General features: G+C 44.8%; 21 protein-coding genes. 5 read left to right on the top strand and 16 right to left on the bottom strand.

Annotation, left to right across the window (positions count from 1 at the left end):
• Positions 1-9: 9 nt before the first annotated feature.
• The 4 genes from E5329_RS20810 to E5329_RS20795 are packed head-to-tail and all read right to left on the bottom strand — an operon-like array spanning position 10 to position 6,535.
• Positions 10-3,612: a hypothetical protein gene (locus E5329_RS20810; protein ID WP_135991273.1), complete on the bottom strand. Its 3,603-nt coding sequence runs from the start codon at positions 3,610-3,612 to the stop codon at positions 10-12.
• Positions 3,581-4,516, bottom strand: coding sequence for a DUF4007 family protein (locus E5329_RS20805; protein ID WP_135991272.1), 936 nt, complete (start codon positions 4,514-4,516; stop codon positions 3,581-3,583). The genes E5329_RS20810 and E5329_RS20805 overlap by 32 nt, the downstream gene beginning before the upstream one ends.
• Positions 4,517-4,569: 53 nt before the next feature.
• Positions 4,570-6,312 (bottom strand): phosphoadenosine phosphosulfate reductase domain-containing protein, encoded by a 1,743-nt coding sequence (locus E5329_RS20800; protein ID WP_135991271.1) that lies wholly within the window; start codon positions 6,310-6,312, stop codon positions 4,570-4,572.
• Between the two features lie 25 nt (positions 6,313-6,337).
• Positions 6,338-6,535, bottom strand: a complete 198-nt coding sequence (locus tag E5329_RS20795) for a hypothetical protein (RefSeq protein ID WP_135991270.1) — start codon at positions 6,533-6,535, stop codon at positions 6,338-6,340.
• A 157-nt stretch (positions 6,536-6,692) separates the two neighbouring features.
• On the opposite strand from E5329_RS20795, the gene E5329_RS20790 reads away from it, so the two are divergent.
• From E5329_RS20790 to E5329_RS20780, 3 genes are all read left to right on the top strand, one after another.
• Positions 6,693-7,025: a helix-turn-helix domain-containing protein gene (locus E5329_RS20790; RefSeq protein WP_135991269.1), complete on the top strand. Its 333-nt coding sequence runs from the start codon at positions 6,693-6,695 to the stop codon at positions 7,023-7,025.
• A 171-nt stretch (positions 7,026-7,196) separates the two neighbouring features.
• Complete coding sequence (locus E5329_RS20785; protein WP_135991268.1) at positions 7,197-7,604, top strand: hypothetical protein; 408 nt, start codon at positions 7,197-7,199, stop codon at positions 7,602-7,604.
• Positions 7,570-7,944 carry a hypothetical protein gene (locus E5329_RS20780; RefSeq protein WP_135991267.1) on the top strand — a complete coding sequence of 125 codons (375 nt, stop codon included), beginning with the start codon at positions 7,570-7,572 and terminating at the stop codon, positions 7,942-7,944. The genes E5329_RS20785 and E5329_RS20780 overlap by 35 nt, the downstream gene beginning before the upstream one ends.
• 156 nt (positions 7,945-8,100) lie before the next feature.
• Here E5329_RS20780 and gdhA read toward each other — a convergent pair whose 3' ends face one another.
• The gene (gene gdhA / locus E5329_RS20775) at positions 8,101-9,435 is read right to left on the bottom strand and encodes an NADP-specific glutamate dehydrogenase (protein WP_135991266.1); all 1,335 of its coding nucleotides are present in this window, start codon (positions 9,433-9,435) and stop codon (positions 8,101-8,103) included.
• A 98-nt stretch (positions 9,436-9,533) separates the two neighbouring features.
• On the bottom strand, positions 9,534-11,576 hold the full coding sequence (locus E5329_RS20770; protein WP_168356710.1) for a TaqI-like C-terminal specificity domain-containing protein: 2,043 nt from the start codon (positions 11,574-11,576) through the stop codon (positions 9,534-9,536).
• Between the two features lie 108 nt (positions 11,577-11,684).
• Here E5329_RS20770 and E5329_RS20765 point away from each other — a divergent pair, with 108 nt between their 5' ends.
• Positions 11,685-12,287, top strand: a complete 603-nt coding sequence (locus E5329_RS20765) for a DUF6512 family protein (RefSeq protein WP_135991264.1) — start codon at positions 11,685-11,687, stop codon at positions 12,285-12,287.
• Between the two features lie 103 nt (positions 12,288-12,390).
• Positions 12,391-13,368, top strand: coding sequence for a choloylglycine hydrolase (gene bsh, locus E5329_RS20760; RefSeq protein WP_135991263.1), 978 nt, complete (start codon positions 12,391-12,393; stop codon positions 13,366-13,368).
• A gap of 167 nt (positions 13,369-13,535) precedes the next feature.
• Here the strand turns inward: bsh and E5329_RS20755 are convergent, their stop codons facing one another.
• The 10 genes from E5329_RS20755 to E5329_RS20710 form a co-directional block, all read right to left on the bottom strand.
• Positions 13,536-14,882 (bottom strand): dicarboxylate/amino acid:cation symporter, encoded by a 1,347-nt coding sequence (locus tag E5329_RS20755; protein WP_135991262.1) that lies wholly within the window; start codon positions 14,880-14,882, stop codon positions 13,536-13,538.
• A gap of 542 nt (positions 14,883-15,424) precedes the next feature.
• Entirely contained in the window at positions 15,425-16,282 is an 858-nt protein-coding gene (locus E5329_RS20750) for a DeoR/GlpR family DNA-binding transcription regulator (RefSeq protein WP_135991261.1), read from the bottom strand.
• A gap of 138 nt (positions 16,283-16,420) precedes the next feature.
• Positions 16,421-17,404 (bottom strand): NADH-dependent methylglyoxal reductase, encoded by a 984-nt coding sequence (ydjG, locus tag E5329_RS20745; protein WP_135991260.1) that lies wholly within the window; start codon positions 17,402-17,404, stop codon positions 16,421-16,423.
• Between the two features lie 6 nt (positions 17,405-17,410).
• Positions 17,411-18,379: a carbohydrate kinase family protein gene (locus tag E5329_RS20740; RefSeq protein ID WP_135991259.1), complete on the bottom strand. Its 969-nt coding sequence runs from the start codon at positions 18,377-18,379 to the stop codon at positions 17,411-17,413.
• 2 nt (positions 18,380-18,381) lie between these two features.
• Positions 18,382-19,218 (bottom strand): class II fructose-bisphosphate aldolase, encoded by an 837-nt coding sequence (locus tag E5329_RS20735; RefSeq protein WP_135991258.1) that lies wholly within the window; start codon positions 19,216-19,218, stop codon positions 18,382-18,384.
• A 28-nt stretch (positions 19,219-19,246) separates the two neighbouring features.
• On the bottom strand, positions 19,247-20,296 hold the full coding sequence (locus tag E5329_RS20730) for an NAD(P)-dependent alcohol dehydrogenase (RefSeq protein ID WP_135991257.1): 1,050 nt from the start codon (positions 20,294-20,296) through the stop codon (positions 19,247-19,249).
• 34 nt (positions 20,297-20,330) lie between these two features.
• A complete protein-coding gene (locus tag E5329_RS20725) occupies positions 20,331-21,713 on the bottom strand; it encodes an MFS transporter (RefSeq protein WP_135991256.1) in 1,383 nt (460 codons plus the stop codon).
• A gap of 19 nt (positions 21,714-21,732) precedes the next feature.
• A complete protein-coding gene (locus E5329_RS20720; protein WP_135991255.1) occupies positions 21,733-22,428 on the bottom strand; it encodes a beta/alpha barrel domain-containing protein in 696 nt (231 codons plus the stop codon).
• Between the two features lie 2 nt (positions 22,429-22,430).
• Positions 22,431-23,507 carry a zinc-binding dehydrogenase gene (locus E5329_RS20715; protein ID WP_135991254.1) on the bottom strand — a complete coding sequence of 359 codons (1,077 nt, stop codon included), beginning with the start codon at positions 23,505-23,507 and terminating at the stop codon, positions 22,431-22,433.
• 757 nt (positions 23,508-24,264) lie between these two features.
• Positions 24,265-25,182 carry a hypothetical protein gene (locus tag E5329_RS20710; RefSeq protein WP_135991253.1) on the bottom strand — a complete coding sequence of 306 codons (918 nt, stop codon included), beginning with the start codon at positions 25,180-25,182 and terminating at the stop codon, positions 24,265-24,267.
• Positions 25,183-25,630 lie beyond the last annotated feature (448 nt).

Genomic DNA, 25,630 nt, shown 5'->3' with positions numbered 1-25,630 from the left:
CCGTTCCCCTTATCTCAGCAATTCCTGAAGCACCTCCACAAGAACTGCCACCTTCTGACTGGTCTCTAAGGTATCTTCAAAATCTTCCATTGCCTCATCAATCATATTTTTCAAAAAACTGCTGGTGCTGTCTTTTACCTCTTCATAACTCCGCCGGATATCATTTCCTTTCTCATCCAACAGAATAATCGTCTTGGTTCCTTCCTCCTGATCGGCTGCATGCTCCGTTTCCTCTTTGATGTCAGACAGACGCTTCCGAAACATTTCCGGCGTTTCATCGTTCCAGTCTTCCATGCAGATATCCAGCACAATCTTTGACAGCCTGGAAATAATTTCCAGTTCATCATTGGTATCCAGCTCTTTCAGATACTCCAGCATATCATGAGTATTTTTACTCAAAATTTTCTCTCTTCCCGCGCTGCCATGCTTCCAGAACCAGGAGCCCAGGGCCCCTGCCAGGCTCTCCTGCTCCTTTCCTCCGTAAATCTTTTTGACGTCTGCCGCCATCTGCCGCTGAAGCTTGGAAAAAGCCTGTTCCATACACCTCTTTATATGCGCTATTTCTTCAGCGGTTTCTGGCAGGTCATATTCCAAATCCCCATCTTCGGATAACTTACGCCGGGAACTCTCACTGGAAACGAGAGCATTTTTCTTCACCAGCTCCGGAAGATGTTCAAACAGCGTTTCCCGGGGATTTATCTCACTGCGTTTTAACAGTTTTCGAAATCTTCGGATCTCATTCCTCTCTCTTTGGGGAAAATCACTGGTAACCATAACATACTGGGGCAGGGAGCGATACCATTTCTGCATCCCTTCTGCAATCTGTGCCAGCCGCTTCTGACGTGTGGTACAGATTCCTTCCTGGATCTGAAAGATTTCCACTAATGTTTTCAGATACTGATCTTTCCTCCCGCTTTCCGGCTCAAGATACAGTTCATAATTTTGCGGAAAATCATTGACAAGATTCAGCACGGTTTCATTGATCTCCAATTCTTTTTTCTGCAGATAAATGACAGGTATCCCTTCTGCCATAGCCAGCCGCTGCGCCAAAAACAGCGGCATAATGCCTTTCCGCACCCCGTAATCCTTTCCCTGAAGTTTTTGGTAGAGCATTCCAAAGGAACAGGAGGTTCCAATGCATCTCAGGAAAAATCCGTCAATTTCTTCCAGAATCCTCCCGCAGCCCGAATCCAGTTCAAACTGCGCATCCATCACTCCCGTCCGCACAAAAGCCGCCCGGTATATCATGCACTCCGGCGCCGTTCCTTTGTGAAATTGTTCCGCCTGTTCCTGTAAGAGTGCGGATACCACTTTGTTTCTTGCCCTGAGATACTGGCCCGATACCTGACGGATATTTAATAGCTCATGATTCACTCTGGGAGAGAACCGGTAATAATTCTCACAAATTTCGCTTAAAAAACGATTAAATTCCAAATCACTGTGAAAACGTCGGGCCGCCTTGCTTTGATAAAATACAATGCTTCCGCCTTCTCCCGGAATAAAATCCCGTTCCAGGGACGCATTCACTTCAAATATCATATCTTCCTCATACAATTCCAGTTCCCGCAACAATACCTGATTCTCTTCCGTAAATTTGGGCTGTTCCTTTAAGCAGGAAATGGCTGCCAGCCGCCTGACGCAATCCATTTTGTCAAAGGCGCAAATGGGAGCCAGTACCGCAATTCTGTCTTCCCGCAGCTCTTCTGTCTTCTTCCCTATGGCGTCATAATCCGGCATTTCTTCACAGATTAATGCCAAAAGCTTTCCGTCTGAAAACTGCTCCTCAAAAAGAAATTCCGCAGTATCCAGGCTTAAAAACTCTTCTTCTCTTAAAAATTCATATTGGAAATACCGGGTCATGCTCCGCTTTTGATTGTGCTGTCTGGGCAGGACATAATCAAGCTCCGATACTTGTTTCAAATATCTACAAACCGGAAATTCCAGGGGCTGTCTGGCAATTTCTTCCCGGATTTCTTTCTCAACGTTGATTCCTATATTATTTTTAAACGCATACGTTCCAAGACTGCTGCGGAACATTACAACCTGCCGCTGCTTCAGCCCTTCCATTGCAGCCTGATAACAGCTTTCTTCCATTCCGATTCCAAGGCGTATGGTAAGATCCACTGCCGGAAGCTCCTCCTCATTCTGGAGCATCCGAATCAGCGCCATTGTTTTAATCACTTTCTGTTCTGAAAGGTCTGCCGTATGCTTCAGTGCATATTCCGCCTTCAGCCATTCGTTATGAATCTTGGGCTGATCCTGATTATCCCGAAAAAGGCTTCTGAAATAATCATAGACCGCCTCAGTCCCAACCCAGCCGTCCTTTCCTTCTTCCAGAATTCCCGGCAGGCTCCCCGGCTCATTTCCGGTGAGAAAGGTAAAAATTGTCCGCTCATTCTGGGCCGCTTTCTCACTGATATGCAAAAGCACACAGGCACAAACCGGAGTCAGCGGAAAACAGCCCCGCTCCATTACCCGGGCAAATTCTGCATATTCTGAAAATAATTTACGAAAACAGGGCAGGCCGTAGGATAGTTCTGCAATTTTCCCATATCCTGTCTCCCGCTTATATCTGAAAAACCATTCGGAAAACTCCGGCTCCTGCTTTGCCAGGGTATTCCCAATTAATTCATAATGATTACGGACGCTTACATGAAACCTGACTTCCTTCAGCCGCCCTTCCACTCCCATAAAGGCGTCTTTTACCGATTTATCAATTCCCTTTTCATAGGCATGGATGCTTTTATGGGCCACTAAAATAAGATGAAGCTGCCGATTCTGGCCCCGTTCTGCCAGTTCGCACATATCCTGCAGCGTTTTCATATCTCTTGCAAAATTCTCTTTTCCATGACCCTCAATATATTTGCTGAATTCATCAAAAATCAGCAGGATCCCTTCACAGCCGTAACGTTCCTGGAGCCCCCGGCTTACCTCCTGATATATTTTCAGGGCGTCGGACTGTACCATAGGAAAAAATTTACTGCCGGCTGTCAGCTTCGGATAATATTTCACGAAAATCTCCATCGCCTTCTCATCCATGCGCTCCAGCCTTGCTTCCATATGCTCCGCTGTCTCCTGCTCCTCCTTCAAATATTCCTGCCATCGGAGGTATGCCTTGGGATATTCCCGCTTCCACTGTTTCAGAGTATTCAGCGCTTCCGAATAATTGCTCTCCGGTACAATATCCGCCATTCCTTCCCGTTCCAGCGCTTCCTTCAGGGCATACAGAAATAAGCGGTTCAAATCTGTTCCGCTTCCTGAGACAATCACCGGCAGGAAAAAGCGTCTCTCATGTCTGATCTTCCGGATCATTTCCGCTGTCTCCCGGTCTGTTTTCTCTATTTTCGGCAATATTCCCTGAGCTTTTCCCTGCAAAATAGAAATCAGCACCAGCAGCAGATGAGATTTGCCCTTTCCATAAGGCCCCATGAAAAGCGTGGCGTGTTCTCCGCTTTTTTCGTAAATATTTTTTAAATACCTTTTTAAAATAACCAGAGAGGATCGGGTAGGAATGTAACTGTTCAGCCGCTCTTCACTGCCCAAATCCAGGTTCAGATTTATTGATTTACGGAAATGGCTGTCAATTCGGATTAATTCTTTTAATTGTTTCATGTCGGTCCTCTGCTTTAGTCTTTCCCGTTCCTTCTGCCTGGGAACGGCCTTTCTCATAATAGCTGCCCAATACCTGCTTCGGATCTGTCTGTTCCGGCAAATACGCCATATCCAGTCCCGCCGTCTGATTAAGAATCACCTTACTCTCATAAGCTAACTGCTCTAACTGCTCCATCAGTCCGGTGCGCTTCAAATTCAGTATTTTCCCTGGGCCAGCCGGTATGGCCAGTAATTCTTCTATATGGATTCCCTGCCGGATTCCCGGCAGTTCAGCCATAAGATAAAGCGTGATCTCTGCCGGAAGCCGATCCAGAGGAGGCTGTTCCTTTACATACCCATCCCTGATTTTCTTCAGCAGTCCCAGACCTCCAAAGGGACTGTTGTTTTTCTCCTCCGGATCGCGGCCGTCCCGCTTTTTCCCAAGATACATGTGCAGCAGGGCGTCGCAGTCGTCTTTCACAGAACGGGGAGATATCTTCTGTTCCCCAGACGCTTTTGCCGCCAGCTTCTGCATAGCTGTCTCCAGTTCTTCTCTGGTAAATTCTTCATAATCAAACTCATTAAAAAAGATTTGCCATGCAGTCGCCTGACTCCGGTTCCTGGCAATGTTGCAGTGAACCACCCACAAAGAAAAAATTTCTTCAAAATACGGATCTTTTTGTAAAATAAGCTCTCCAAGCCAGGTAAGCTTTACTCCTGTCCGGGCGCTTTCATCGGTAAGCCCGCCGCATTTCAGCCAATAACGGATGGCCTTTGCCATATTTGGGCCTACCCCCAGGGCGTCCGCACCATAATTTTCAAAGAAAACCCTGGGATTTATCTTTACCTCTCTCAACCCTTTATTCAGCCATCCCTCTCTCAGGACAAAGCTTTCATGTCCCTTGAAACGAACTGCCTGTTTCATCTCTTCGCTCCTTTACCCTTGAAATGAACTGCCTGCTTCAGCTCTTCACTCCTCTACGTTCTCTTAACAGCAAGCACCTTCCTCATATAACATCCTGCCGTAAAATGATTCACACATTCTGCACACCGCAGACATTTCTCTTCCGATATCCGATACCTTACCTTGCCATCTTTCTGCTCTTTGATAGAAAGAGCGTTGAATCTGCACACACTCTCACAGGCCATACACCCTATGCACATCTGGTATTTGGTAAGCTGGCATTTCACCCGTTCTTCGGCTGTTTTCAAATCTCCTGCGCCTGCCAGCCGGACGTTTACAATTGTAACCTTCAGTTCTTTGGATCCAATACGCCCCTGTAGTTTTAAGAGGATCTCTCCTTTTTTGTTATGCACATAAACTTCTCCCAAAGCCTGATTTCCCATATCATAATCCAGGTATCCGAACGGCCGGAACAATTCAAACAGCTCTTTTGAAACAGGCCGCTGCAGTTCATAACGAAAGGCGTTTTCCTCTAATGCACAAGGCTGAAAGGACACCACAGCTTTCCCGGCGTACGGTACGCCATTTCCTCCCTGCCTGGCTTTCCAGCCTCCTTCCCTCACGTAAACTTCTGCGTCTTCTTTCCCTATGCTCTCCGCAAATTCCACCAGCAGACGATGAAATTGTTCCGATTGCCGCTGCATATGAACGGAAGAAAGAAATTCTGACCATTCGCTGTTATTGGGGCAGCACCAGCATCCTACTCTGGCATATCCCAGCCGATAAGCGCTGTTGAAATCAATTCCCCTGGTTAAAAGATACAGCCATATGTCGAAATCCATCCAGTCAATCACCGGAGAAACAATCCGCTGCTTGGTAATCTTGGGACTGTCTGTTTCTCTTTCGTATTTATTTCTGCTGACGGATTCGCTGCGCCTTATGCCGTAAAAGGTTAGTATCCGGCTTTTGTCCCGAAACAGGGAACGTATTTTCTTCTGAATCATGCCTGTTTTAAATACGGTACAGCACCAGCGCATCACCCGGCTGGGCGGACCCACTACGCGGCACATCGCTTCAAAGTCTTTCTCCTTATTCCTGGCGGACAGCACCGGCGTTCTGGGGTGTTCTCTGCGAAACCGACTGATATATTCATAAGTAGAGGGAAATTCCAGCGTAGTATCTCCGAAAATATGCACAATTTCCGGATTGCTTAGCGCCCGCGTCACTAAATCCGAAGTTACCGTTGAATCCTTGCCTCCGCTGAAAGATACAAACATATCCATCACATCAGCATCGCAGGCGCTTTTCCGAATAAAATTTCCTGCCTCTTCCACAATCTTCTGAAATCTGACCCTGTTTGCCTTCACAAACCTGTCCCGGTACTCCTTAAAATACTCCTCTGTATTCTGTTCCTTTAACTGCTCGTATTGGAAGCGAACCGCATCCTGATCCAGTTCCTTTAAACGGCTGATGGAAAAGGGCAGCTTCTGCCCATTCACATAATAGCGGTTTCCGGTTCCGTTCCATACGGACTCTTTAAGATATTCAAAAGGCTTCCCCATTACAATCTCAATGAAAAGACGTTCTTCCGGAAATACCGGCCGGATATCTGTAGTCAGACGTTTTCCCTTCTGCCCGCACAGGCTGCATGTCTCCTCATACAATGGAACACGGCAATGCCCGCACCAGTAGATCTCTGATGCAGCCTCTGCCCTTCCTTTGCAAACCGGGCAAAGACTTGTTTCGCACCTGGTATCTGTACAGGGCAGCGGGGCTCCTGTTTCTTTATTTCTATTCCTGCATGTATAAAAAATCATAATAAGTCCTGTCTATGTATGCAGGCTAGAAAGCCAGAAGCAATTTCTCAGGTCTGAGGTGAAGATAGGCGCAGGCCCGTAAAAAATCATCGGAATCCAGACTTCCTGCCTTCCCAACCAAAAGGTCATCCATCGGTATCTCTAAAACATCTGCTATGATCTCTGCGGATACATGATTCTGTTCCATCTGGTCTGCCAGCCATTTCTTTGCACGATTCCCCATATTTTCCTCCATTCCTCATTATTTTGATAGTTACATTTTCTATTATATTCTCTTTTGGAAAGAATTTCAATATAAGTTTTTGCTGATTTCAAAGAATTATTTCCAATTTATTGACGCTTATTTTGGGGTAGTCTATATTTAGATAAGAGGTGAGCACATGAAAAACCCAAATATCTCTAAAGTTTTAAAGGCATACCGGAAATTAAACCATTATTCCGTCAATGATCTGGTAATAAAATTAGAGGACTACAAACTGCCTGTCGCCCCAAAAACAATTTACGGCTGGGAAAGCGGCCAGACACAGCCGGACGCGGACACTTTGCTGATCCTTTGCAAGATATATAATATAGATAACATTCTCGGCACCTTTGGTTACAACGATTCCCTGGATGATTTTCTTCTGTCAGAGGAAGAGCGGACGCTGGTTATGCAGTACCGGAAGCTGCCAGATATGAAACTGGCCGTAAGAAAGCTTTTGGAAATGGAATAATAAAACTTGCACTTGAAGAACAGTATCCGACAAGCGTATAATATAGAAAAATCCATGCTCTGAAACAAAAGGAAGAATACACCTTGGCTAAAACCTTTCATATAACGGCGCCTGCCATCCATTGAAACATTATATGGCAGATTTAAACAGTCGGTTAGAAGAAATAAAAAATTGGTAGACCATGGGGATTATTTTGTCATTAACCGCACCAGGCAATACGGCAAAACAACCACACTCCGAATGCTTCAAAAATATCTTCAACAAGAGTTTGCAAATGAGTTTATTCGAAAGGCCCAGCCAGAACAGGAACATAGGCGCCTGAATCCAGAAGCTGTGCAAAATTTAACAACACGACAGGCAAAAGAAGAAAATTTCTTTGACCTGACCGAGCTTTTTGAAGTCCTCAGTGTAATATGCGGCACATCGGAGAAACATCTCATATTAATGATAGATGAAGCAGACCAGGCGTCCAACAACCAGGTATTTTTAGATTTTCTGGGACAGCTTCGGGAATATTATCTGAATCGGGAAGACCCCCACGAACATGGACATACCAGTAATGGCAGAAAAGCTCTATGAAGTTACCGGAGGATATCCTTATCTGGTAAGCTGTCTATGCAAAAAGCTGGATGAATCAGACTCCAAATGGATTCAGGAAGAGCTGCGGGCAGCAGTACGGGATTTGTTAAAAGAATCAAATACACTGTTTGAAGATGTCATCAAGAATCTTCAGAACAATCCCAGCTTTTCCAAATTAGCAGAGATGCTGAATTATTTCACATCTGTTCAGGCTACAGACAGGATTACCAACTCTGAATACCTTGACCGTTCACAATACATCCGCCAAGGTAAACTGGATATGGAAATGGTGATCCACCGAGGACATGATATATACGAAACCATTATAGAATGCAGCTAACCTGCAAGTTTTCACAATATATGCAAAAGATAAAGGGGCTGTTGGAAAATAACTGTCCTTCACAATATATCGTTGTGATTTTTGGTATCACAGCGATATATTGTGTAACAATGTTATTTTCCCAAAGCCCCTTTCCTTTTATCAATTATTTTCCCTTTAGCAAACGCCCTGTGCAATCATGGCTTCTGCCACTTTCTCAAATCCGGCAATATTAGCGCCTGCTACATAATCGCCTTCCTTGCCATAACGTTTTGCAGCGTCATCCAGATTGTGGAAAATATTCACCATAATTCCCTGAAGCTTGCTGTCCACTTCTTCAAAGGTCCAGCTCAGACGTTCAGAGTTCTGGCTCATCTCCAGCGCGGAGGTTGCCACGCCGCCTGCATTTGCAGCCTTTCCGGGAGCAAATAACACCTTGTTCTGCTGCAGATACTCGGTCGCCTCCAGGGTGGTAGGCATGTTAGCGCCTTCCGCAACTGCGATGCATCCATTTGCAACCAATGCTTTTGCATCATCCAACAGCAGTTCATTCTGCGTTGCACAGGGAAGAGCAACATCGCATTTCACCGTCCATACTCCACGGCCTTCATGATATTCTGCACTTGGCCTAGCTGCTGCATATTCAGTCAGACGAGCGCGTTTTACTTCTTTGACCTCTTTTAACAATGCTACGTCAATTCCTTCCGGATCGTAAACCCAGCCTGTGGAATCGCTGACAGTTACCACCTTAGCGCCCAACTGATGCGCTTTCTGAGTTGCATAGATCGCTACGTTTCCGGAACCAGATACGCAGACTGTCTTGCCCTTCAGATCGTGTCCGTTGCATTTCAGCATTTCTTCCGTCAGATACAACAGGCCGTATCCAGTAGCTTCCGTACGTGCCAGAGAACCGCCATAGGAAAGTCCCTTTCCTGTTAACACGCCTTCGTAAGTACCGCGGATTTTCTTAAACTGTCCGAACATGTAGCCAATTTCTCTGGCTCCTGTTCCGATATCGCCTGCCGGCACGTCTGTGTCTGCCCCGATATACTTGCAAAGCTCTGTCATAAAGCTCTGGCAGAACGCCATCACTTCACGGTCAGATTTTCCCTTCGGATCAAAATCAGAACCGCCTTTTCCGCCGCCGATTGGCAGACCTGTCAGGGAATTCTTGAAAATCTGCTCAAATCCAAGGAACTTGATAATTCCAAGATTTACAGAAGGATGCAGCCTTAATCCACCCTTGTAAGGCCCAATGCTGTTATTAAACTGTACGCGGTATCCTGTATTTACCTGCACCTGTCCTTTATCATCCACCCAGGGCACACGGAATTTGAACTGCCTGTCCGGCTCTGTCAAACGCTCCAATAATGCTTCTTTCCGATATAATTCTTCATTTGCCTCAATGACCGGTCTTAAGGAATTCAAAACTTCCTTTGCCGCCTGATGGAATTCAGGCTCTGCCGGATTCTTTGCAATGACGCGTTCTAATACTTCATCTACATAGCTCATATCTTTTCTCCTTTATCTTTGCTCTGTTTCTATCACCAAGGTATATTTTAGTATGATTTACTCAATTTTGCAATCTTTTTCTTTACCTCTTTACCATTTTATTGCACAAAAGGAATAATTTCTTTGATTTCCGGCAATGCGCAGCCCTCATATTCTAAAATTTTCTCATATTCCTGGAAGGTTAGGCTGCAGGCCGCAGCCACTCTTGCGTCAATTGCGTTATAACATTCCATCCATTTTTCCGTATCCTCTTCCGATGCAATCTGATCGGTAAGCAAAATAATCTGCTTCTGCTCTTCCTCTGATGCCGCAGGAATAGGAAGCTGTTCTAAAGAACTACGCAGTACTTTCAGAGAATGAAATTTTCTGCGATAGATAAACTGGGCAATCCTGGAATTTAACACAGCCATGATATATTTTATATGCAGCTGAGGAATTCGGGGAATCAGAATATTACAGCTGTTTAAAGATAACCTCCGCTGATTATCATAGGCAAACACAAGCTGATTTCCCACAAAACGGTAGAAAAGCTTCTCTTCGGCACGATAAAATTCTGTTTTGGCGCATTGCTGAAACTTCTCGGGCTCATATGCCAGATAGGTATCTCCCGGCACAATTTTATATTTGCGGATATCGGAGCCCTTTAAAACAATTTCCCCCTTTTCGCCTTTTTGGCTCCGCACCAGCTTCCGGTTATTGCCGGTAACGATTCCAAGGGCAAAGTCAGCTTGATTTTTCAGAAAAACCATGTGTTTTCGCCCCATGATTTTCTCCATCAGTTCATACTCTTCATCCGTCATATTAAAATTAAAATTTTCCGCTTCCACTTTACGGCTGATTTGAATTTCAAACTTCCTGCTTCCATCGAAAATCTTCATTCCGCAGGTATCAAGCGGGCGTCCGGTCTTTCTGATTTTCATAATAATTGACGGGCACTGCACGCCGCCGAACACATCTCCCAGATAGTTCAGTTCTTCTATCTGCGCCTGTTCCATCAGAAATTTCCGGATTTCCAGATGGGATTTCACATTGAGCGCCGCTTCCGGCAGCACAAATGCAACCGCTCCGCCCACTGGCGTCCTCTTTACCGCTTCCTCTAAAAACATCTCATAGGATTCCATATGCTTCCCTTTGGCTGTCCTGAATTTCTCACACAGCAGGGATTCCGCAGACGGCTCAAACTGAAATCCCCAGGGCGGATTGCCTAATATCAGATCATAGGTCTCACTTTCTTCTCCAAGAAGAAAATCACCCGGCTTTATTTGCTTTCGCAGAAGGGAAACCGGCGCGTCTTTGAATTTCAAAGCCAGATTGATTCTGGCAAGGATTACACTGAGGGCGTCAATATCCCTTCCCGCAATCTGTTCCAGAGAAAAATCTTCTGGAAGCTGCAGCAGAAAATTTCCGGTGCCGCAGCAGGGGTCCAGAATTGTTAAATTTCCATCGTTGCTTTCATATAAATCCTTTGTCATTTCTTTCACAATATGAGTAGGGGTATAATAAGAACCGGCTGCTTTGCGCTCCCTTAAATTTTTCAGGGAACTATATAAAAGCCCCAGAATATCTGCATTGGGCTCCGGCACATAAGAAATCTGGAACAGCTCTTTTTCTCCCTTTTTCCCTGCCTCTATTTCATGATACCCCTTTTTTCCTGCCGGAAAAAGCTCCCGCACCAATTCATCATACTGCCCCAGGGCGATCTCCCCTTCCAGATAATGCAGCAAAAAGCATTCTTTGAAGGGTGTCTGAACGCCATAAACCTGGCACAGCAATTGAATGGCGCATTCCGCCAAAACCGCCCGCAGCAGCATATCCGTCTGCGAAACACGCGCCATACGTTCCGCCGTCTGCGCAATCTTTTTTAAATTGGGGGAATCTCTCAAAATATAATTTCTGTCCATGGAGTTTCCGCTGATGTGCTTCTTATTCCTTCTGGCTTTTAAGAATCCCGCTTCTTCCTTTTGAAGCTTTCCTAAAATTTTCTCTGTATAAGTCCTGGAAAAATAAGGCTTGCCCTGATATTCCCGATCCGGGCGGATTTTACCCAACCGAATCCAATTCCTTCCGGTGGCCTCAGAAACAGATAATTTACTGCAAAATTCAGATAATGAATATTCTTTTTGAACTGGTGATTTTCCCATGGCTTCCTCCTGCTGAAATTCCTGATAATCTGCATGACAGTCATCTATTTGGGATATTATAAGATAGAATATCATACCTATTATTAACCTGTCAAAACGGAGGCGCTTATGGACAAAAAACTGCTGTGCTACATTATTTCAGGAGTAATCTTTACCTTCCTTGCAGGAACTCTCCTTCATTTTACCTACAAATGGTCCGGAAATAATTTCTGGGTGGGGTTATTTTCTCCTGTCAACGAATCTACCTGGGAGCACATGAAGCTCCTGTTTTTTCCAATGCTTTTTTACAGTATTGCTTCCGGTATCCTCCTGCGTCTTGGTCCAGACAAATCCTTATCCCCAAAAGCAGAAGGAAATTGCGCTACCCGCTCCATATCAGAAACATGGATTTCTTTTTTCCTGCATCTGAAAAACAGCTATCCCTGCATCTGCCTGGGAAATGCTCTGGGAATCCTTCTTGGAACAATTTCCATTCCGGTTCTCTTTTATACCTATTCCGGCATCCTTGGAACACACTGCCTGTTTATGGATATTGCCGTCTTTTTCCTCAGCATTGTATTCGGATTTGCCTGCGCCTATTGGTTTGCTAAAACCTGCACAGGCAGAAAATTTGCAGGTTTTTTCTATTCTGCCCTGGCGCTTTTCATGCTTTGCTTTTTCGTTTTCACCATTTTTCCGCCGGATTTGGGAATTTTTACCTCTGCCTCCTGAATCTGAAGCTTTCTAGTATGATCTGTTCTTTTCTATAATACAATAAAACAGGAAACTATGCTGCAAGGCATGGCGACAATTTATAAAGAAAAGAGGAACTATCATGTGCACCAGTATCGCAATGAAAACAAATGATTTTTACTTTGGACGCACCATGGATCTGGAATACAGTTTTAACGAATGCGTCGTCCTCACCCCGCGGAATTACCCCATCTCTTTCCGAAAAGCCGGCATGATGAAGCATCACTATGCATTGCTGGGCATGGCTACCATTGCGGAAGGCTTTCCCCTGTACGCCGAAGCGTTCAATGAAAAGGGCTTGTGTATCGCAGGATTGAATTTCCCGGACAACGCCTACTATCCTCCAGAAGAAAAAACAGACTGCAGCAACATTTCCCCCTTCGAGCTGATTCTCTGGCTCTTGGGAAAATGCGCCACCGCAGCCGAAGCCAGGGAACTCCTTTCCACCACCCATCTGATTCATATTCCTTTCAGCGATGAGATTCCCCTATCGCCCCTTCACTGGCATATTGCAGACAAAGAGGCTTCTTTTGTACTGGAAATAACAAAAAGCGGTATGGAAATTTTTGACGATCCCATGAGAGTGCTGACCAATAATCCCGCTTTTCCCTTTCAAATGACCAATACCTGCCAGTACATGAACCTGACTGCTGGCACTCCTTCCAACTGCTTTTCCACCGATCTTAACCTGAAGCCTTTTGGACGGGGGTTGGGAAGCTTCGGCCTCCCCGGCGATTTTTCTCCTTCCTCCCGGTTTGTAAAAGCTTCTTATCTCTGCTTAAATTCTGTCTGTGAACCAGATGAGTCCAGCAGCGTTGCGCAATTTTTCCATTTGCTGGATTCTGTGTCCATGGTCCGGGGAAGTGTGTTAACAGAAGAAAACAAGTATGAGCTTACTCTGTATTCCTGCTGCATGAATGCGGATCGGGGAATCTACTATTATAAGACATATTCCAATAATCAGCTGACTGCAGTTAATCTGAACCACGAGAATCTAAACGGCTGCAATTTGCGGCGTTTTCCCCTGAGGACGAAGCAGCAGGTTGTCTGGATGAATTAAAGGATCTTTTCTGTGGGAAAACTGCGCGCCACACGTTCCCCATGAATGATGGAACGAACATCCACCTATGATGATATGACTCCGTCGGTTAAATATCTGCATTTAACCGACGGAGTCATAGATTGCCATTCCGCTCGTTGTTCCTATTATTTCATGCACGCAATTTCTTACTTATTATAGATATCTTTATCCAAAACGCCCTCTTTGAAATTCACAATTACATTGGCTGCAGCGTCTCCAATTACATTCAGCGTAATCACAGCCATACCCGGCAGATAATTCATCGCCAGCACCAGAGAATAACCAATCATGCAGAGCTCTGAGCTCATTCCCAAACCGGACATCACCACATAAACCATGGTGGTTCCTGCCACCGGAATAGCCGGCGTGCCTACTGCCGTACAGATTGACAGAAACGCTGCAGTAGCCAATGTAGCTGGCGTCACATCTATTCCTGCCGCTGTTCCAATAAAGGTAATAGCAATCATATGCATTGCCGTGGTTCCATTCATATTAATCGTCATGCCGGTAGGCAGGACGAAGCTGCTGATTTCCCCGGAACATCCCAGTTCCTCCGTACAGGTTTTCGTATTCAAAGGCAAAGTCGCCGCAGAGGAGTTGGTGGCAGCTGCAAATAACCCTATTTTAAATGATTTTTTTAAAAACGGGACAGGGTTCAGCCCTGTGACCAAAAAGATGCCCGCCGGGTAAATAGTGGCAACCAGCACAAGGCTTACAACAATCGTCGTCACAATCCAGACCATGGTAGGCCCGATATATTCCACGCCATATACAGCCAGAGTCCTTGTAATCATGCAGAAAATAGCCACAGGCGCAATTTTGTTAATCAGAAAATTAAGGAACATCTGCACTACATCATTCAGGTTATCAATCACTTTTTTCAAAGGATCTGCCTGTTCTCCCATGGCAGTTATGCAAAGTCCCATTACAATCGCAACAACCACCACAGACAGAATGGTATTGTTGGTAGAAAATGCGGCAAAGATATTCGAAGGCACTGCATTTACAACTGTCACAAGAGGATTGTAGCCTTCCATAGTGACTGCCTCTGTCGCCATCTCGCCTGGAAGATTTACATCAAACCACCCCATAGATTTTACAAAATATGCACCGGCTCCCGCCAATGCCGCAGCTACCACGTAAAAACCGCAATATGTAATAAATGTCTTTCCGGCAATTCTGCCCAATTGTTCCGGATTCGCCAGGCTGCACAGGGCACGGATCAGGGATGTGATAACCAGGGGCACAATTGCCATCTGAAGCCCGCGCATAAAAAGCTGGCCGATAATATAAAAAATACCCAAGCCTTCAATCCCCTGCGTTGCAGTAATATCCTGGAAAAAAATCGCTTCAATGACGTCCCAGACCCCTTCGTTCCCATTCCCATTCAGAAATTCCCTCAAAAACAGACACACAAATCCGATGATAAAGCCTCCCGCTACTGCAAGTATCATCTTTTTCACGATGGAAGCTTCTTTTTTCTTATTCTCCATTCTGTTACAACCTCCCATTTCAGATTTTTCCCAATTTTCTTTATTTCAAATATTTTTTCTTTAATTTTTATTCATTGGCAATGGAATAGAATTTTTGAAACACAACAATTTTTGTTTCAAATTTTGTTCATCTTCCCTCCTAACCATCCTGTTTTTATGCCATTTATTGGTGATTTAGAACTAATTTTATTTCTCTTATTCTAACATCCATAAGAAAAATTGTCAATTATTTTTCTTCATTTCAAAGATTTTTGTTTGTTTTTACTAATTTTATCTCTTTGTTTTGTGTAATTTTTCTTTAAATTAAAGATGTTTTTAAAGATTTAGAAAGATTTTTATTTATATAACCTTTAAAACACAAAAAACAGAGCCATTTTCTGCAGATTTTCCTCTGCTGTGCAACGGCCCTGTTGTCTTTTCCCAATATAAAAAGAGGACGGAACTGTCGGGAAATGAAATTTATACACAATATATGGTTGTGACATCGAAAGAATCACAAGATATATTGTTGGAAATCTGCCATTTCCCGACAGCCCATCCTCTTAATAAATCAGACGGACGTCATTTTCCTCACAATACCGGAGCCACACATCCCCCGGCTTTTTGTCCGTAATAATATAATTCACACTTTTCAGATCTGTCAGACATACAAACGCTGTCTGATCAAACTTGGAATGATCTACGAGAAGCGCGACCTCCTCCGCCTGTTCCAGCATCACCTTTTTGATCTCCGCCTCGCTCTCGTTGGAATCCAGTACCCCTTTCTCAATATTCACGCTTTTACAGCTTATCAGCGCAAGACTTACATTATATTTCGTGATATTCGTCTTTGCAAGCTGCCCCTGCAACGACAGCGATTTCTTATTAAATTCTCCGCCCGTCGAAATAATATGAAAAGAAGACTGCTGAAATTCCCGAAACACCTCTGTAGAATTCGTCACAATCGTCACGTCCCGGTTATCTGGTATCAGCTTCAGCGCCTCTACAACAGTAGTGCTGGAGTCTGCGATAATCGTATTCTTCCCCTCCAGCAATGCAGCGGCCTTACGGGCAATCTCCTGCTTTTCCTTCAGATGTTTTGTCAGCCTTTTATAAAAATGGACATTTTCCTTCTGAACATCCGCATTCCAAATCGCACCGCCATGTATCCTAGTCACGACGCCTTCCAGCTCCAGCTTATCCAAATCCCTTCGTATCGTCTCTTCCGTCACGGAACACTGCAGGCTTAATTCCGCCACCGAAACCTTCTTTACATTCTGGATATGCTGCCTAATCACCATCAGTCTTTCTTTACTCGACATGCTTTCTCCTCTTTCCTCTTCCTCAATACCAGAGATTTCTTTCTCTAATAGTATACCAATACCTTTGGTATTTGCAAGGGTTTTTTCTTTTGAAAGCATATTTCCCTCCTTTGAAACACATACCTTTGCCCGAAAACACGCATTGTGGCGCCTTCAAAAAACAGACAGACAAGGTATATGAGACAGGCCCGGGCGGATCCGCCCGGGCCTTAGTGAGCAAAAAACTGTCCTCAATTATTATTGATCAATGTCCTCTGCCAGCTTCCGCATATATGTCACATCTTCCGGCTCTAATTCGATTTCGGCTGATTTAATATTCTCTTCAATCTGCGCCACTGTTGTAGCTCCGCTTAACAGGTTAATAAATTCTCCCTGCGCAAGAATCCATGCAAGAGCAAGGTTTGCAACTGTGCAGTCATATTTCTCGCAAAGAGGTTTCCATGCATCCATCATGTCCATAGCTTTCTGCATATTTTCCGGCTGGAACCATTTCTTCGGAATCTGCGCCCCTACCGGCTTGTAATCTCTGGGAAGCGCTCCGCTTAACAGGCCCATTTCCAACGGAGAATATGCCTGGATTGTCACATTGTTTTCCTTGCAAACCGGAAGCAGATCATTTTCAATTGCACGATCCAAAATACTGTATTTTGCCTGAACGATATCCAGGGAACCATATTTCAAGTATTCCTTAATGTGGTTTACATCTACGTTTGCAGCTCCGATTGCACGGATTTTTCCTTTAGCTTTCAGGTCATTCAGTACTTCCATTGTCTCAGATATCGGAGTAAAATACGGCTCTACTGCCTGCCAGTGGGTCATATAAACGTCAATGTAATCTGTGCCAAGCCGCTCTAAACTCTGGTCAATCTCTTCTAAGATAGATTCTTTGGAAAGGTTTTTATAAAGCTGCGTATCTCCCACTTTATTGAACAGGCTTCCTTTTCTGTCATTCCAGATAATTCCGCACTTTGTGATAATAACTACGTCTTCCCGATTCATTCCTTCCAGTGCTTTTCCTACAATCTTTTCACTGTTGCCGAAATTGTACCCTGGAGCAGTGTCAATCAGATTCACTCCCAGCTTCGGGCATTCTCTGATCAGCTCAACAACCACCTTCAGGTCATGGTCGCCGCCCCATGCAGGGCCGCCGCCGATAGACCAGGTTCCAAGACCCATTCTTGAAATATCCATGCCTGTGCTTCCAAGTTTCATTTTTTTCATAATAATCTATTTTCCTTTCTGCTGTTCATAATATTCTTTCAGCCTTTCCTCTACCTGCTCTCTGCTCTGCACTCCTGTTGTGGCGCCGATGCTCTGTACGCTGATAGAGGCTGTGACATTGGCAAATTCCGCACACTCTTTCAAGGTTTTTCCTTCCAGAATCGCTGTAATGAAACCAGATGCAAAATTATCTCCCGCACCGATCGTATCAATGGCAGTAATTCCTTTCATGGCCGGAACCTCCAGCACACTTCCATCCTGGCTCTTAATATAACAGCCTTTCTTTCCGGTTTTGATTACTACATGCCCAATCCCGCAATCTAAAAATTTATCCGCAATCTTTTCCAGTTCTTCTTCCCCTGTCATAAGACACGCTTCGTCATAATTCGGGAAAAAATAATCCACATACCCCAATGCTTCTCTGATATCTTCCAACGTCTCTCCCAGTCTGGCCTTGATCATATCTGCACAAATGATCATATCCTGCTTCTTTGCCTCCTGAAAAATCTGAACCAGCGCCTTACAGTCCAGAAGCGGATTGTTGAAGATGCTTGCCAGAGACAAAAGCTTTGCCTCGCCCAGCCGGGAAAGATCTACATCCTTAATTGTCATTTTCCACAGGCTGCCGTTACGGTTTGTAACAAAAGTCCTCTCTCCGTCTGCAGTTACAAGCCCGACATTGATGGATGTGTCAATTCCTTCTCTGATTTGGATGCCGGAATAGTCAATGCCGTTCTTTTCACAGTGTTCCATGATATAATTTCCCACTGCATCCCGGCCTACCATGCTCATCAGCCCAATCTTATGTCCCAGCCGCGACATAATCGTCGCTTCATTGATGGCGTCTCCGCCAATGGTCATGGAAATCTGCTGCAGCGGAAATGACTCAACTTCAAACATATCCCTATTGACAGGCTGCAGAGGAATATCTACAATCGCAGCGCCGACACAGACTGCATCTAACTTTTTCCCCACGATTATTCCGCCTTTCCATCATCTCCGAATAAAACAATTTTTTCCAGGGCGCGCTGTTTCACTGCCGCTCTTACAGCTCTTTCTAATTCCAGAAACGGTTTGTCAACATTTGCCGCAATTGCAGTCATAGCAGCCTGGCACAGTTCCGTATGAATGTTGATCTTGGCGATTCCAAGAGAGATTGCCTTCCTGATATCTTCATCGCCGATTCCGGATGCTCCGTGCAGTACCAACGGCACAGATACGGCGTCTCTTACTTTCTCTACCACTTCGAAGTTCAGCTTCGGCTCGGAGGTATATACGCCATGCTGGTTTCCAATGGCAACCGCCAGAGAATCGCAGCCTGTACGCTCTACAAATTCCGCTGCCTGGGACGGTTCTGTATACTGATAGCTTGCAAGGGCTTCTTCATAAACTGTTTCATTTCCCACATGGCCTAACTCTGCCTCTACCGGGATTCCCAATGGATGGAAAAAGTCCACAACCTCTTTGGTCAGGCGGATATTCTCTTCAAATTCATATGCGGAAGCATCTCTCATAACAGAATTCATACCATGGTCATACGCATTCCGTACAATCTCCATGCTGCGGCCATGATCCCAATGTGTGATTACCGGAACTGTAGCTTTTTTCGCCATGGAAACCATCATATGGCAGAAATCTTCAAAAGAAGTATTTCCCACAAATCCGGTTCCAAAGGAAATAATAACCGGCGCCTTTGCCTCTTCCGCTGCGTCCACAACGCCCATAAGCATTTCTGCGTTCCATACGTTAAAATGAGGAATTGCAAATTTTCCTTCCTTCGCTTTATTTTCCCAATATCTGATATCCGCTAACATTTGTTTACCTCCTGAATCACTTTAATATTTATTGCGCATCGTCAATTTTAATTACGCCTTTGATAATATCTTTCTTGCAGTTCACTGATTCCTCGAATGCTTTCTGCACATCCTGATAAGCATAAATATGCGTCACCATGGATTTCACGTCAAATTTTCCGGATGCAATAGCGTCAATTGTCATCGGATAGTTGTTTGCATAACGGAATACGGTTTGAATCTTCACTTCTCGGTTAATTTTCAGGAAATCAATTGGCACTTCTCCTGGAATGGTTCCTACAATCATAATCTTTCCGCCTCTTGCCACGATCTGCGGAGCCTGTTTTGCGGTGATCTGGGAACCTGCTGTCTCAAATACAATGTCTGCCCCAAGTTCTCCAACCAGTTCTTTGCATCTTTGGATGGTATCTTCTTCCATTCCGTTAATAACTTCAGACGCGCCAAGCTGTTTTGCCATTTCCAGACGTTTCGGCATCACGTCCACCACAATAATGTCTGTTGCGCCAAGGCTTTTGCAGCCCTGCAATGTCATAAGTCCGATGCAGCCTGCGCCCAGAATAACAATCTTTTTGCCCAGTCTTGCGCCGCCTTCCAAAGCTGCATGCATTCCAACCGCTGCAGGCTCTACCAGTGCGCCTTCCATGGTGCTCATGTTATCCGGAAGCTTATAGGTGAAGTTCTCCGGATGGCACAGGTAATTGGTCAATGCGCCTCTGTAGTTGGGCTGTGTAGCCATAAAGTCCACATCCGGGCAGATATTATAATGTCCTTCCAGACAATATTTACATTTTCCGCAGGGTATGCCCGGTTCAATATTTACACGGTCTCCTGGTTTAAATTTTGTCACTTTGCTTCCCACCCGCACCACTGTTCCGGCACATTCATGGCCCAGGCCGATCTTCTGGTTGGGATCCTTTGGCGGGATGAAGGGACCTGACTCAAATCCATGCACATCGGAACCACAGATTCCAACATATTCCACTTTCAGGATAATCTCATCATCTTTCGGCTCCGGCACAGGAGCTTCTTTGATTTCCATCGTTCCGGGAACCACCAGAATTGCCTCTGTATTTTTCATATGGTTTCTCTCCTTTCTGCAATTCACAGACAACTTATTCTACATTACCGATATCCTCAACAGACTCCCCTCTTGTCTCCACGCCGAAGATAAATACACACACTGCAATAATTACCGCTACAATCGTAATCAGAACAAACACTCCGCCGCTTCCCATGGAGCCTGCAACATAGGTTACAAGGAAGGGGAAGAAAATATTGCTGACACGGCCTACCGCATTACAGAATCCTGAACCGGAAAGCTTCGCAGATGTAGGCCACATCTCCGGTACATATACTGCAGATGCGTAGCATACATACATGTAAATTACGGTGTTCAGGAAGAATGTGGAAACAATCAGCGGGGTCATCTGTGTTTGCTGCCCTGTAATAATTCCCAGAACCGCCATGCCTGCCAGTAATCCCACACCCATGACACGCCTTGGAATTTTATCCATAATCAGGGATGCAATAAAAATTCCAAAAGGAGCGCCAAACAATCCGAACATGGTCATAAACTGTGAGGAGGAAGTATCGTATCCTAAGGATCTTAAGAGAGAAGGCATCCAGTTCATCAATGTATATTGAATGGTATTCATACCAATTAACACCAGAGAGCCTACGATCGTCCTCTTTAAAAGCTTTCCTTGAAACAATGCGGAATAGGGAAGCTGCTTCACTTCCTTGGGAGCCTCCGTTACCGGCGGCAGCGATTTGCCTGTGGAAGCCTCAATTTCCTTTTCAATCCTTGTCATGATCTCGTCCGCTTCCTCTGTTCTTCCCTGTGACTCCAGCCATCTGGGGGACTCCGGAAATTTCTTTGAAATCAGGATAGATGCAATGACGGACAGAATAGACGGAATCATATACTGCACTCTCCAGTTCATATTGTAACTGATTCCTGTCAGGGCGATTACAAATGCAATTCCGTTGCAGATGGGATGCGCCCAGTTTCCGATAAAGGAGTTCCGGCTTGACCATACGCCACGGTTTCTACCTGGAACATATTCCGTAAATCCTGCGAACAATACCACAAGGAGCGCGCCAAGTCCAAAGCCCTGTACCAGCCTGAATACATAAAGCACTCCGATATTCGGCGAAACAGCTCCGCCAATCATCGCGATGATATGTATAATCTCATATAAAAGAATACTTCTTTTACGTCCGATTTTGTCACCGATAGGTCCGCCCACCAGAGCGCCGAACAGCTGTCCCGCCGTGTAAGTTGTGCCCCACATTGCCAGAAGCGCACTTCCTTCCTCCAGCCAGTGCAATTCATTCAGAAGAATGTTCTGTACTGCGCCTCCGATACCGTTTGACCAGCAAACCAGAAGCGCAAACGCGGATACCAGCCACATCTTAATGTGCCAGCCTGAATTCGGAAGACGGTCAAGTCTTGCACCGATATTCACGCTCTTTGGAGTTGAATTAGATGCCATAATTTTTTCCTCTCTTTTCTTATACTTTTTCTACCTTAGTCAGTTCATTTTCCACTTCACGTTCCATGATCTCCCAGGCTTTTTGAATATTCTGATCCTTATTCCATAATGCCGGAGGCCCTAACACTACAACGTCTGCTCCTGCTTCATATAATGGGCCGTACACCCCTGCATTCATGGAACCATCTGCCTCAATCAGGAAATTAAGCCCCATATCTTTTCTCCACTGTACCAAAGTCCGTATCTTATCATACATCTGCGTAATGACTTTCTGCCCTGCGTATCCTGCATCCACGATCATGATTGTCACTTTTGATAACAGCGGCAAATAATAGCGGATTCCTTCCAGGGGCGCCGCCGGATTCATTGCAATCCCTGCTTTGCATCCAAGAGAGATAATTTTATTTAACGTCACGAACGCATCGCTCTCAATGCAATCCGTATGAGGCGTGATATATGCTGCGCCCGCCTCTGCACAGGCTTCAATGTATTCCTGAGGATGTTTGATCATCAGATGCGCATCCATAGGGGTTTTGACTGCCTTTTTCAAAACTGCCATGAAATCCGGCCCTACGCCGAAGGTTTTTACATAATTCCCGTCCTTGATGTCAATGTGCAGAAAATCCGCATGCTGGTCAATGAATCTTACCTGATTTTCAAAATCATATAGATCACAACATCCCATAGACGGCGCTAATAATAACTTTTTTTCCATAATCAATCCTCAAAGTCATAATGGAAAATAACTTTAATCGCTTCTTTGTTTGCCATCAGTTCAAATCCTTTTTCCCATTCAGAAAGTCCAAGTCTGTGTGTAATCATGGGCTGAACCTTAATCTGTCCGGATTCCAGCAGACGGATTGCGTTTCTCCAGGAGGTGGAATCATATGCCATATGTCCGATGATGCTCTTATTCCAGGATGTGATATCGTTAATGGAGAATTCCAGAGGTTTGAAGCCCATTCCCACACGGACAACTTCTCCGTTTGGACGAAGCATTTCGATCGCCTGCTGCAAAGCAATGTTGGCTCCGGAACATTCCACTGCCAGTCCCAGGTTATCCCTTCCGCAGATTTCCGTACATCTTGCTACAACATCTTCTTTCGAACCATTTACTACATGAGTAGCGCCCAGTTCCTTTGCCACGCCAAAGCGAACCTTCGCGTCCTCTTCCAGTCCCACCATTACGATGTTCACAGCGCCCATAATTCTGGCAACCTGTACGGCGAAAAGTCCTAATGGGCCTGTGCCGAATACAACTACATCCTGTCCGGGAAGCAGATGCGCCTGCTGTGCAATTGCTTTGTAGGAGTTGCAAATCGGGTCAAGCACTGCAGCTTCTTCGTATTTTACATTTTCCGGAATCTCCCAGATTGCATGTTTATGAATTCTCAAGATTTCCCCCGGAACCTTGCAATATTTGGAAAATCCGCCGCCCCATGTGTTATTGTCAAGCCCCAAGTTTACTTTATTTTCACAGCAGAGGAAATCCCCCTGTTCGCAGGCCGGGCATACCCCGCATACATGAGCGCTGTTATCAGACACAACTCTCTGGCCTACTTTCCAGTCTTTCACCAGTTCGCCTACTTTTACAATCTCTCCAGCGAACTCATGGCCGCGAATGGAATTAAATTCGTCAGAACCATTGTCAACTTTATAGTGCTTCATATCTGCCCCGCAAATTGCCGCTGCCTTAATCTCAACAATAATATCTTCCGGGCCACATTCGGGCTCTGGTACGTCGATCATTCGATATCCGCCAAACGCTTTTCCATATCTTGCTAATGCTTTCATATTCTTCTCCTTTTTTTACTGAAAATATAATTCCTATTGGTTCCTTGCATCTTGCTGCTCCCGGCCGGAAACGTTGTACTTTGATGTAATTACAGTTTACTTCAAATCTTTGTTATTGTCAATTTATTTTCTTTGTTTCAAAGATTTTCAGCATATTATACAGGAAAAACCACCTTTATTGGCTTTTTGTCTTTGTTTTAAAGAATTAATTTGTTTAATTTTCACATATTTTCTTTGTTTCAAATATTTCGGAATGTCTGCCGGAATCAGCAGTTCAATATATTACAGTCTCGAATAAACGGAAGCTATTTTTAAGAATAGAAACCAAAGAAATGATTTCCATAGCGGGCTATGTTGGTTTAGACGTCCCCTGCACGCTGATTGGAAACAGCGTACAGGCAAACTCTTTGAATTATTGAGACAGTTTTTTATACACGGCTTGCGCGCCTGCGCCTTTTTTTCAAGATACTCTTATTTGCGTTAAGCATTTCATTCAATTCCTCCCATATTGTATCTTCCAACCGAATGCTTATCTTTTTGTTTCATAAATTCCTGAGATAATTGTAATATTTTCCAGTTTCCTTTCATCTTCTGCATATAGAGGCACCCCGTTTTTCAGCATATTAAAAGTGAAAAAATTCAACAAAAAAATAAAAAATTCTGACAAAAATCATTTCTGCTATCCTTAAAATTAAAAATCCGCAAGACAATATTTCCCATATATTATCTTGCGGATTTTTTAATTTTTGTTTAATTATCAATTTCCTTCTGGGGTTTGCATTTCTCGCCGCAATGCTTCTACATCATCCTGCGAGTAACTGGAAACCAAGGATGCGATTTCCTCTGTAGAATAATTCTTTTTTATCATTCGCAACACAATCTGCTTTGATGTATCCTTTACTTCCTGCCGCTTTTCTTCCTCAAATATCTGCGCTGCCTGCGTCAATGCCTGCTGTTTCTCTTCCTCAAATATCTGCGCTACCTGTGTCATCTCAATCGCCCTCCTTATCTTATTTGCCGTCTCACGGTCAATGACTTTGTCTGTAAACGCCAGGATTCCCGACAGGGCAAATAACTGCTGGCCGCGGTCCTGGATTAGTGCGGCCAGCTTTACCGTTTCCTGGATTTTCCTCTGCTTTTCCTCTCTGGTCCGGTAGGACAGGGGGAGTATGATAAATTCCATTAGCTCTCTGTCATCCAAACGCTCATTCCTTCCCACCTTCTTTTCCAGGCGCTGAAAAATCCCTTCCCCGTCCAGTTCGGAAAGGAATGCGCATTCCACGGTCAGCTTCACCGCCCCAAGGTCGTATTCCCCGGACGTCTGCTCCCTTTTGATGTCCCCGGTGTAAATCACCACCATACGCAGCTTCGGGCATGCTTCCTTCTCTTTCCGATAACGGTTTGCAATTCCCGTCAGGTAATTTAAGTATTTTACCTTATCCTCTTCCTTATATGCGCTCTCATAGTCCACAATAGCCGCTGTCCCGTCCGCAAGCTCAAACAGATTGTCCAGTCGGAGCTCATTCGCCTTCACCGCGGGAATATTGGCGGGAAGCGCCCGCCTGATTTCCGGCAGATCCAGGCCATACGCCTGGAAGGATTTCCCTTTCATCTGTTCCGCCAGCGCTTTGCTGGTGATGTCTTTGTTCTGGTACGCTATCTCAACTGGTTCCATGTTTTTTTCCTTTCCGGGATATTTTTCTTCTGTTGTCTTTATTATATCCGCTTTCCTTCTGGAAAGCAATGCTTCCCTGTTCTCTTATTTTCCTCTGAAGAGCAGCGCCGGCACTTCGTAACGGTTCACCTCACACACCATTCCCACCATCTCTTTTGAATTACAGCGCTGGAAATCACCTTCCCACGGGTGAGGCATGAATGAAAACAGAAAATGGCAAAACGAGAAAATGAAATGCTTACTAGATAACCTGAATCCGCGAGCCTAACCTCAAAACTATTTTGGAGAAAACTGTTTGATGAAAATGAAAGCGCATTGTTTGTTTTTTGCAAAGCAATACCCAATAATCCTGCAAAAATGGCATGATTTGCAGGAGTTCCTTTATACAGAAACCCGCGGTTCAGATATTCTGTTGCCGGACGCCCTACAGGACAAAATCTTCAAAGGC

Origin of the sequence: Petralouisia muris, assembly GCF_004793545.1 — a bacterium.
Lineage (GTDB): Bacteria > Bacillota > Clostridia > Lachnospirales > Lachnospiraceae > Petralouisia > Petralouisia muris.
This window is presented reverse-complemented; position numbering and strand designations above follow the sequence as displayed.

What these genes read in the sequence shown, in the direction of transcription:
- E5329_RS20750 (WP_135991261.1), bottom strand. Translation starts at nt 16,282, where the DNA reads ATGCTTTCAAAAGAAAAAACCCTTGCAAATACCAAAGGTATTGGTATA.
- E5329_RS20720 (WP_135991255.1), bottom strand. Translation starts at nt 22,428, where the DNA reads ATGGAAAAAAAGTTATTATTAGCGCCGTCTATGGGATGTTGTGATCTA.
- E5329_RS20755 (WP_135991262.1), bottom strand. Translation starts at nt 14,882, where the DNA reads ATGGAGAATAAGAAAAAAGAAGCTTCCATCGTGAAAAAGATGATACTT.
- E5329_RS20780 (WP_135991267.1), top strand. Translation starts at nt 7,570, where the DNA reads ATGGACATACCAGTAATGGCAGAAAAGCTCTATGAAGTTACCGGAGGA.
- E5329_RS20765 (WP_135991264.1), top strand. Translation starts at nt 11,685, where the DNA reads ATGGACAAAAAACTGCTGTGCTACATTATTTCAGGAGTAATCTTTACC.
- E5329_RS20725 (WP_135991256.1), bottom strand. Translation starts at nt 21,713, where the DNA reads ATGGCATCTAATTCAACTCCAAAGAGCGTGAATATCGGTGCAAGACTT.
- E5329_RS20795 (WP_135991270.1), bottom strand. Translation starts at nt 6,535, where the DNA reads ATGGGGAATCGTGCAAAGAAATGGCTGGCAGACCAGATGGAACAGAAT.
- bsh (WP_135991263.1), top strand. Translation starts at nt 12,391, where the DNA reads ATGTGCACCAGTATCGCAATGAAAACAAATGATTTTTACTTTGGACGC.
- E5329_RS20805 (WP_135991272.1), bottom strand. Translation starts at nt 4,516, where the DNA reads ATGAAACAGGCAGTTCGTTTCAAGGGACATGAAAGCTTTGTCCTGAGA.
- E5329_RS20810 (WP_135991273.1), bottom strand. Translation starts at nt 3,612, where the DNA reads ATGAAACAATTAAAAGAATTAATCCGAATTGACAGCCATTTCCGTAAA.
- E5329_RS20790 (WP_135991269.1), top strand. Translation starts at nt 6,693, where the DNA reads ATGAAAAACCCAAATATCTCTAAAGTTTTAAAGGCATACCGGAAATTA.
- E5329_RS20710 (WP_135991253.1), bottom strand. Translation starts at nt 25,182, where the DNA reads ATGGAACCAGTTGAGATAGCGTACCAGAACAAAGACATCACCAGCAAA.
- E5329_RS20730 (WP_135991257.1), bottom strand. Translation starts at nt 20,296, where the DNA reads ATGAAAAATACAGAGGCAATTCTGGTGGTTCCCGGAACGATGGAAATC.
- E5329_RS20715 (WP_135991254.1), bottom strand. Translation starts at nt 23,507, where the DNA reads ATGAAAGCATTAGCAAGATATGGAAAAGCGTTTGGCGGATATCGAATG.
- gdhA (WP_135991266.1), bottom strand. Translation starts at nt 9,435, where the DNA reads ATGAGCTATGTAGATGAAGTATTAGAACGCGTCATTGCAAAGAATCCG.
- E5329_RS20735 (WP_135991258.1), bottom strand. Translation starts at nt 19,218, where the DNA reads ATGTTAGCGGATATCAGATATTGGGAAAATAAAGCGAAGGAAGGAAAA.
- ydjG (WP_135991260.1), bottom strand. Translation starts at nt 17,404, where the DNA reads ATGAAAAAAATGAAACTTGGAAGCACAGGCATGGATATTTCAAGAATG.
- E5329_RS20800 (WP_135991271.1), bottom strand. Translation starts at nt 6,312, where the DNA reads ATGATTTTTTATACATGCAGGAATAGAAATAAAGAAACAGGAGCCCCG.
- E5329_RS20770 (WP_168356710.1), bottom strand. Translation starts at nt 11,576, where the DNA reads ATGGGAAAATCACCAGTTCAAAAAGAATATTCATTATCTGAATTTTGC.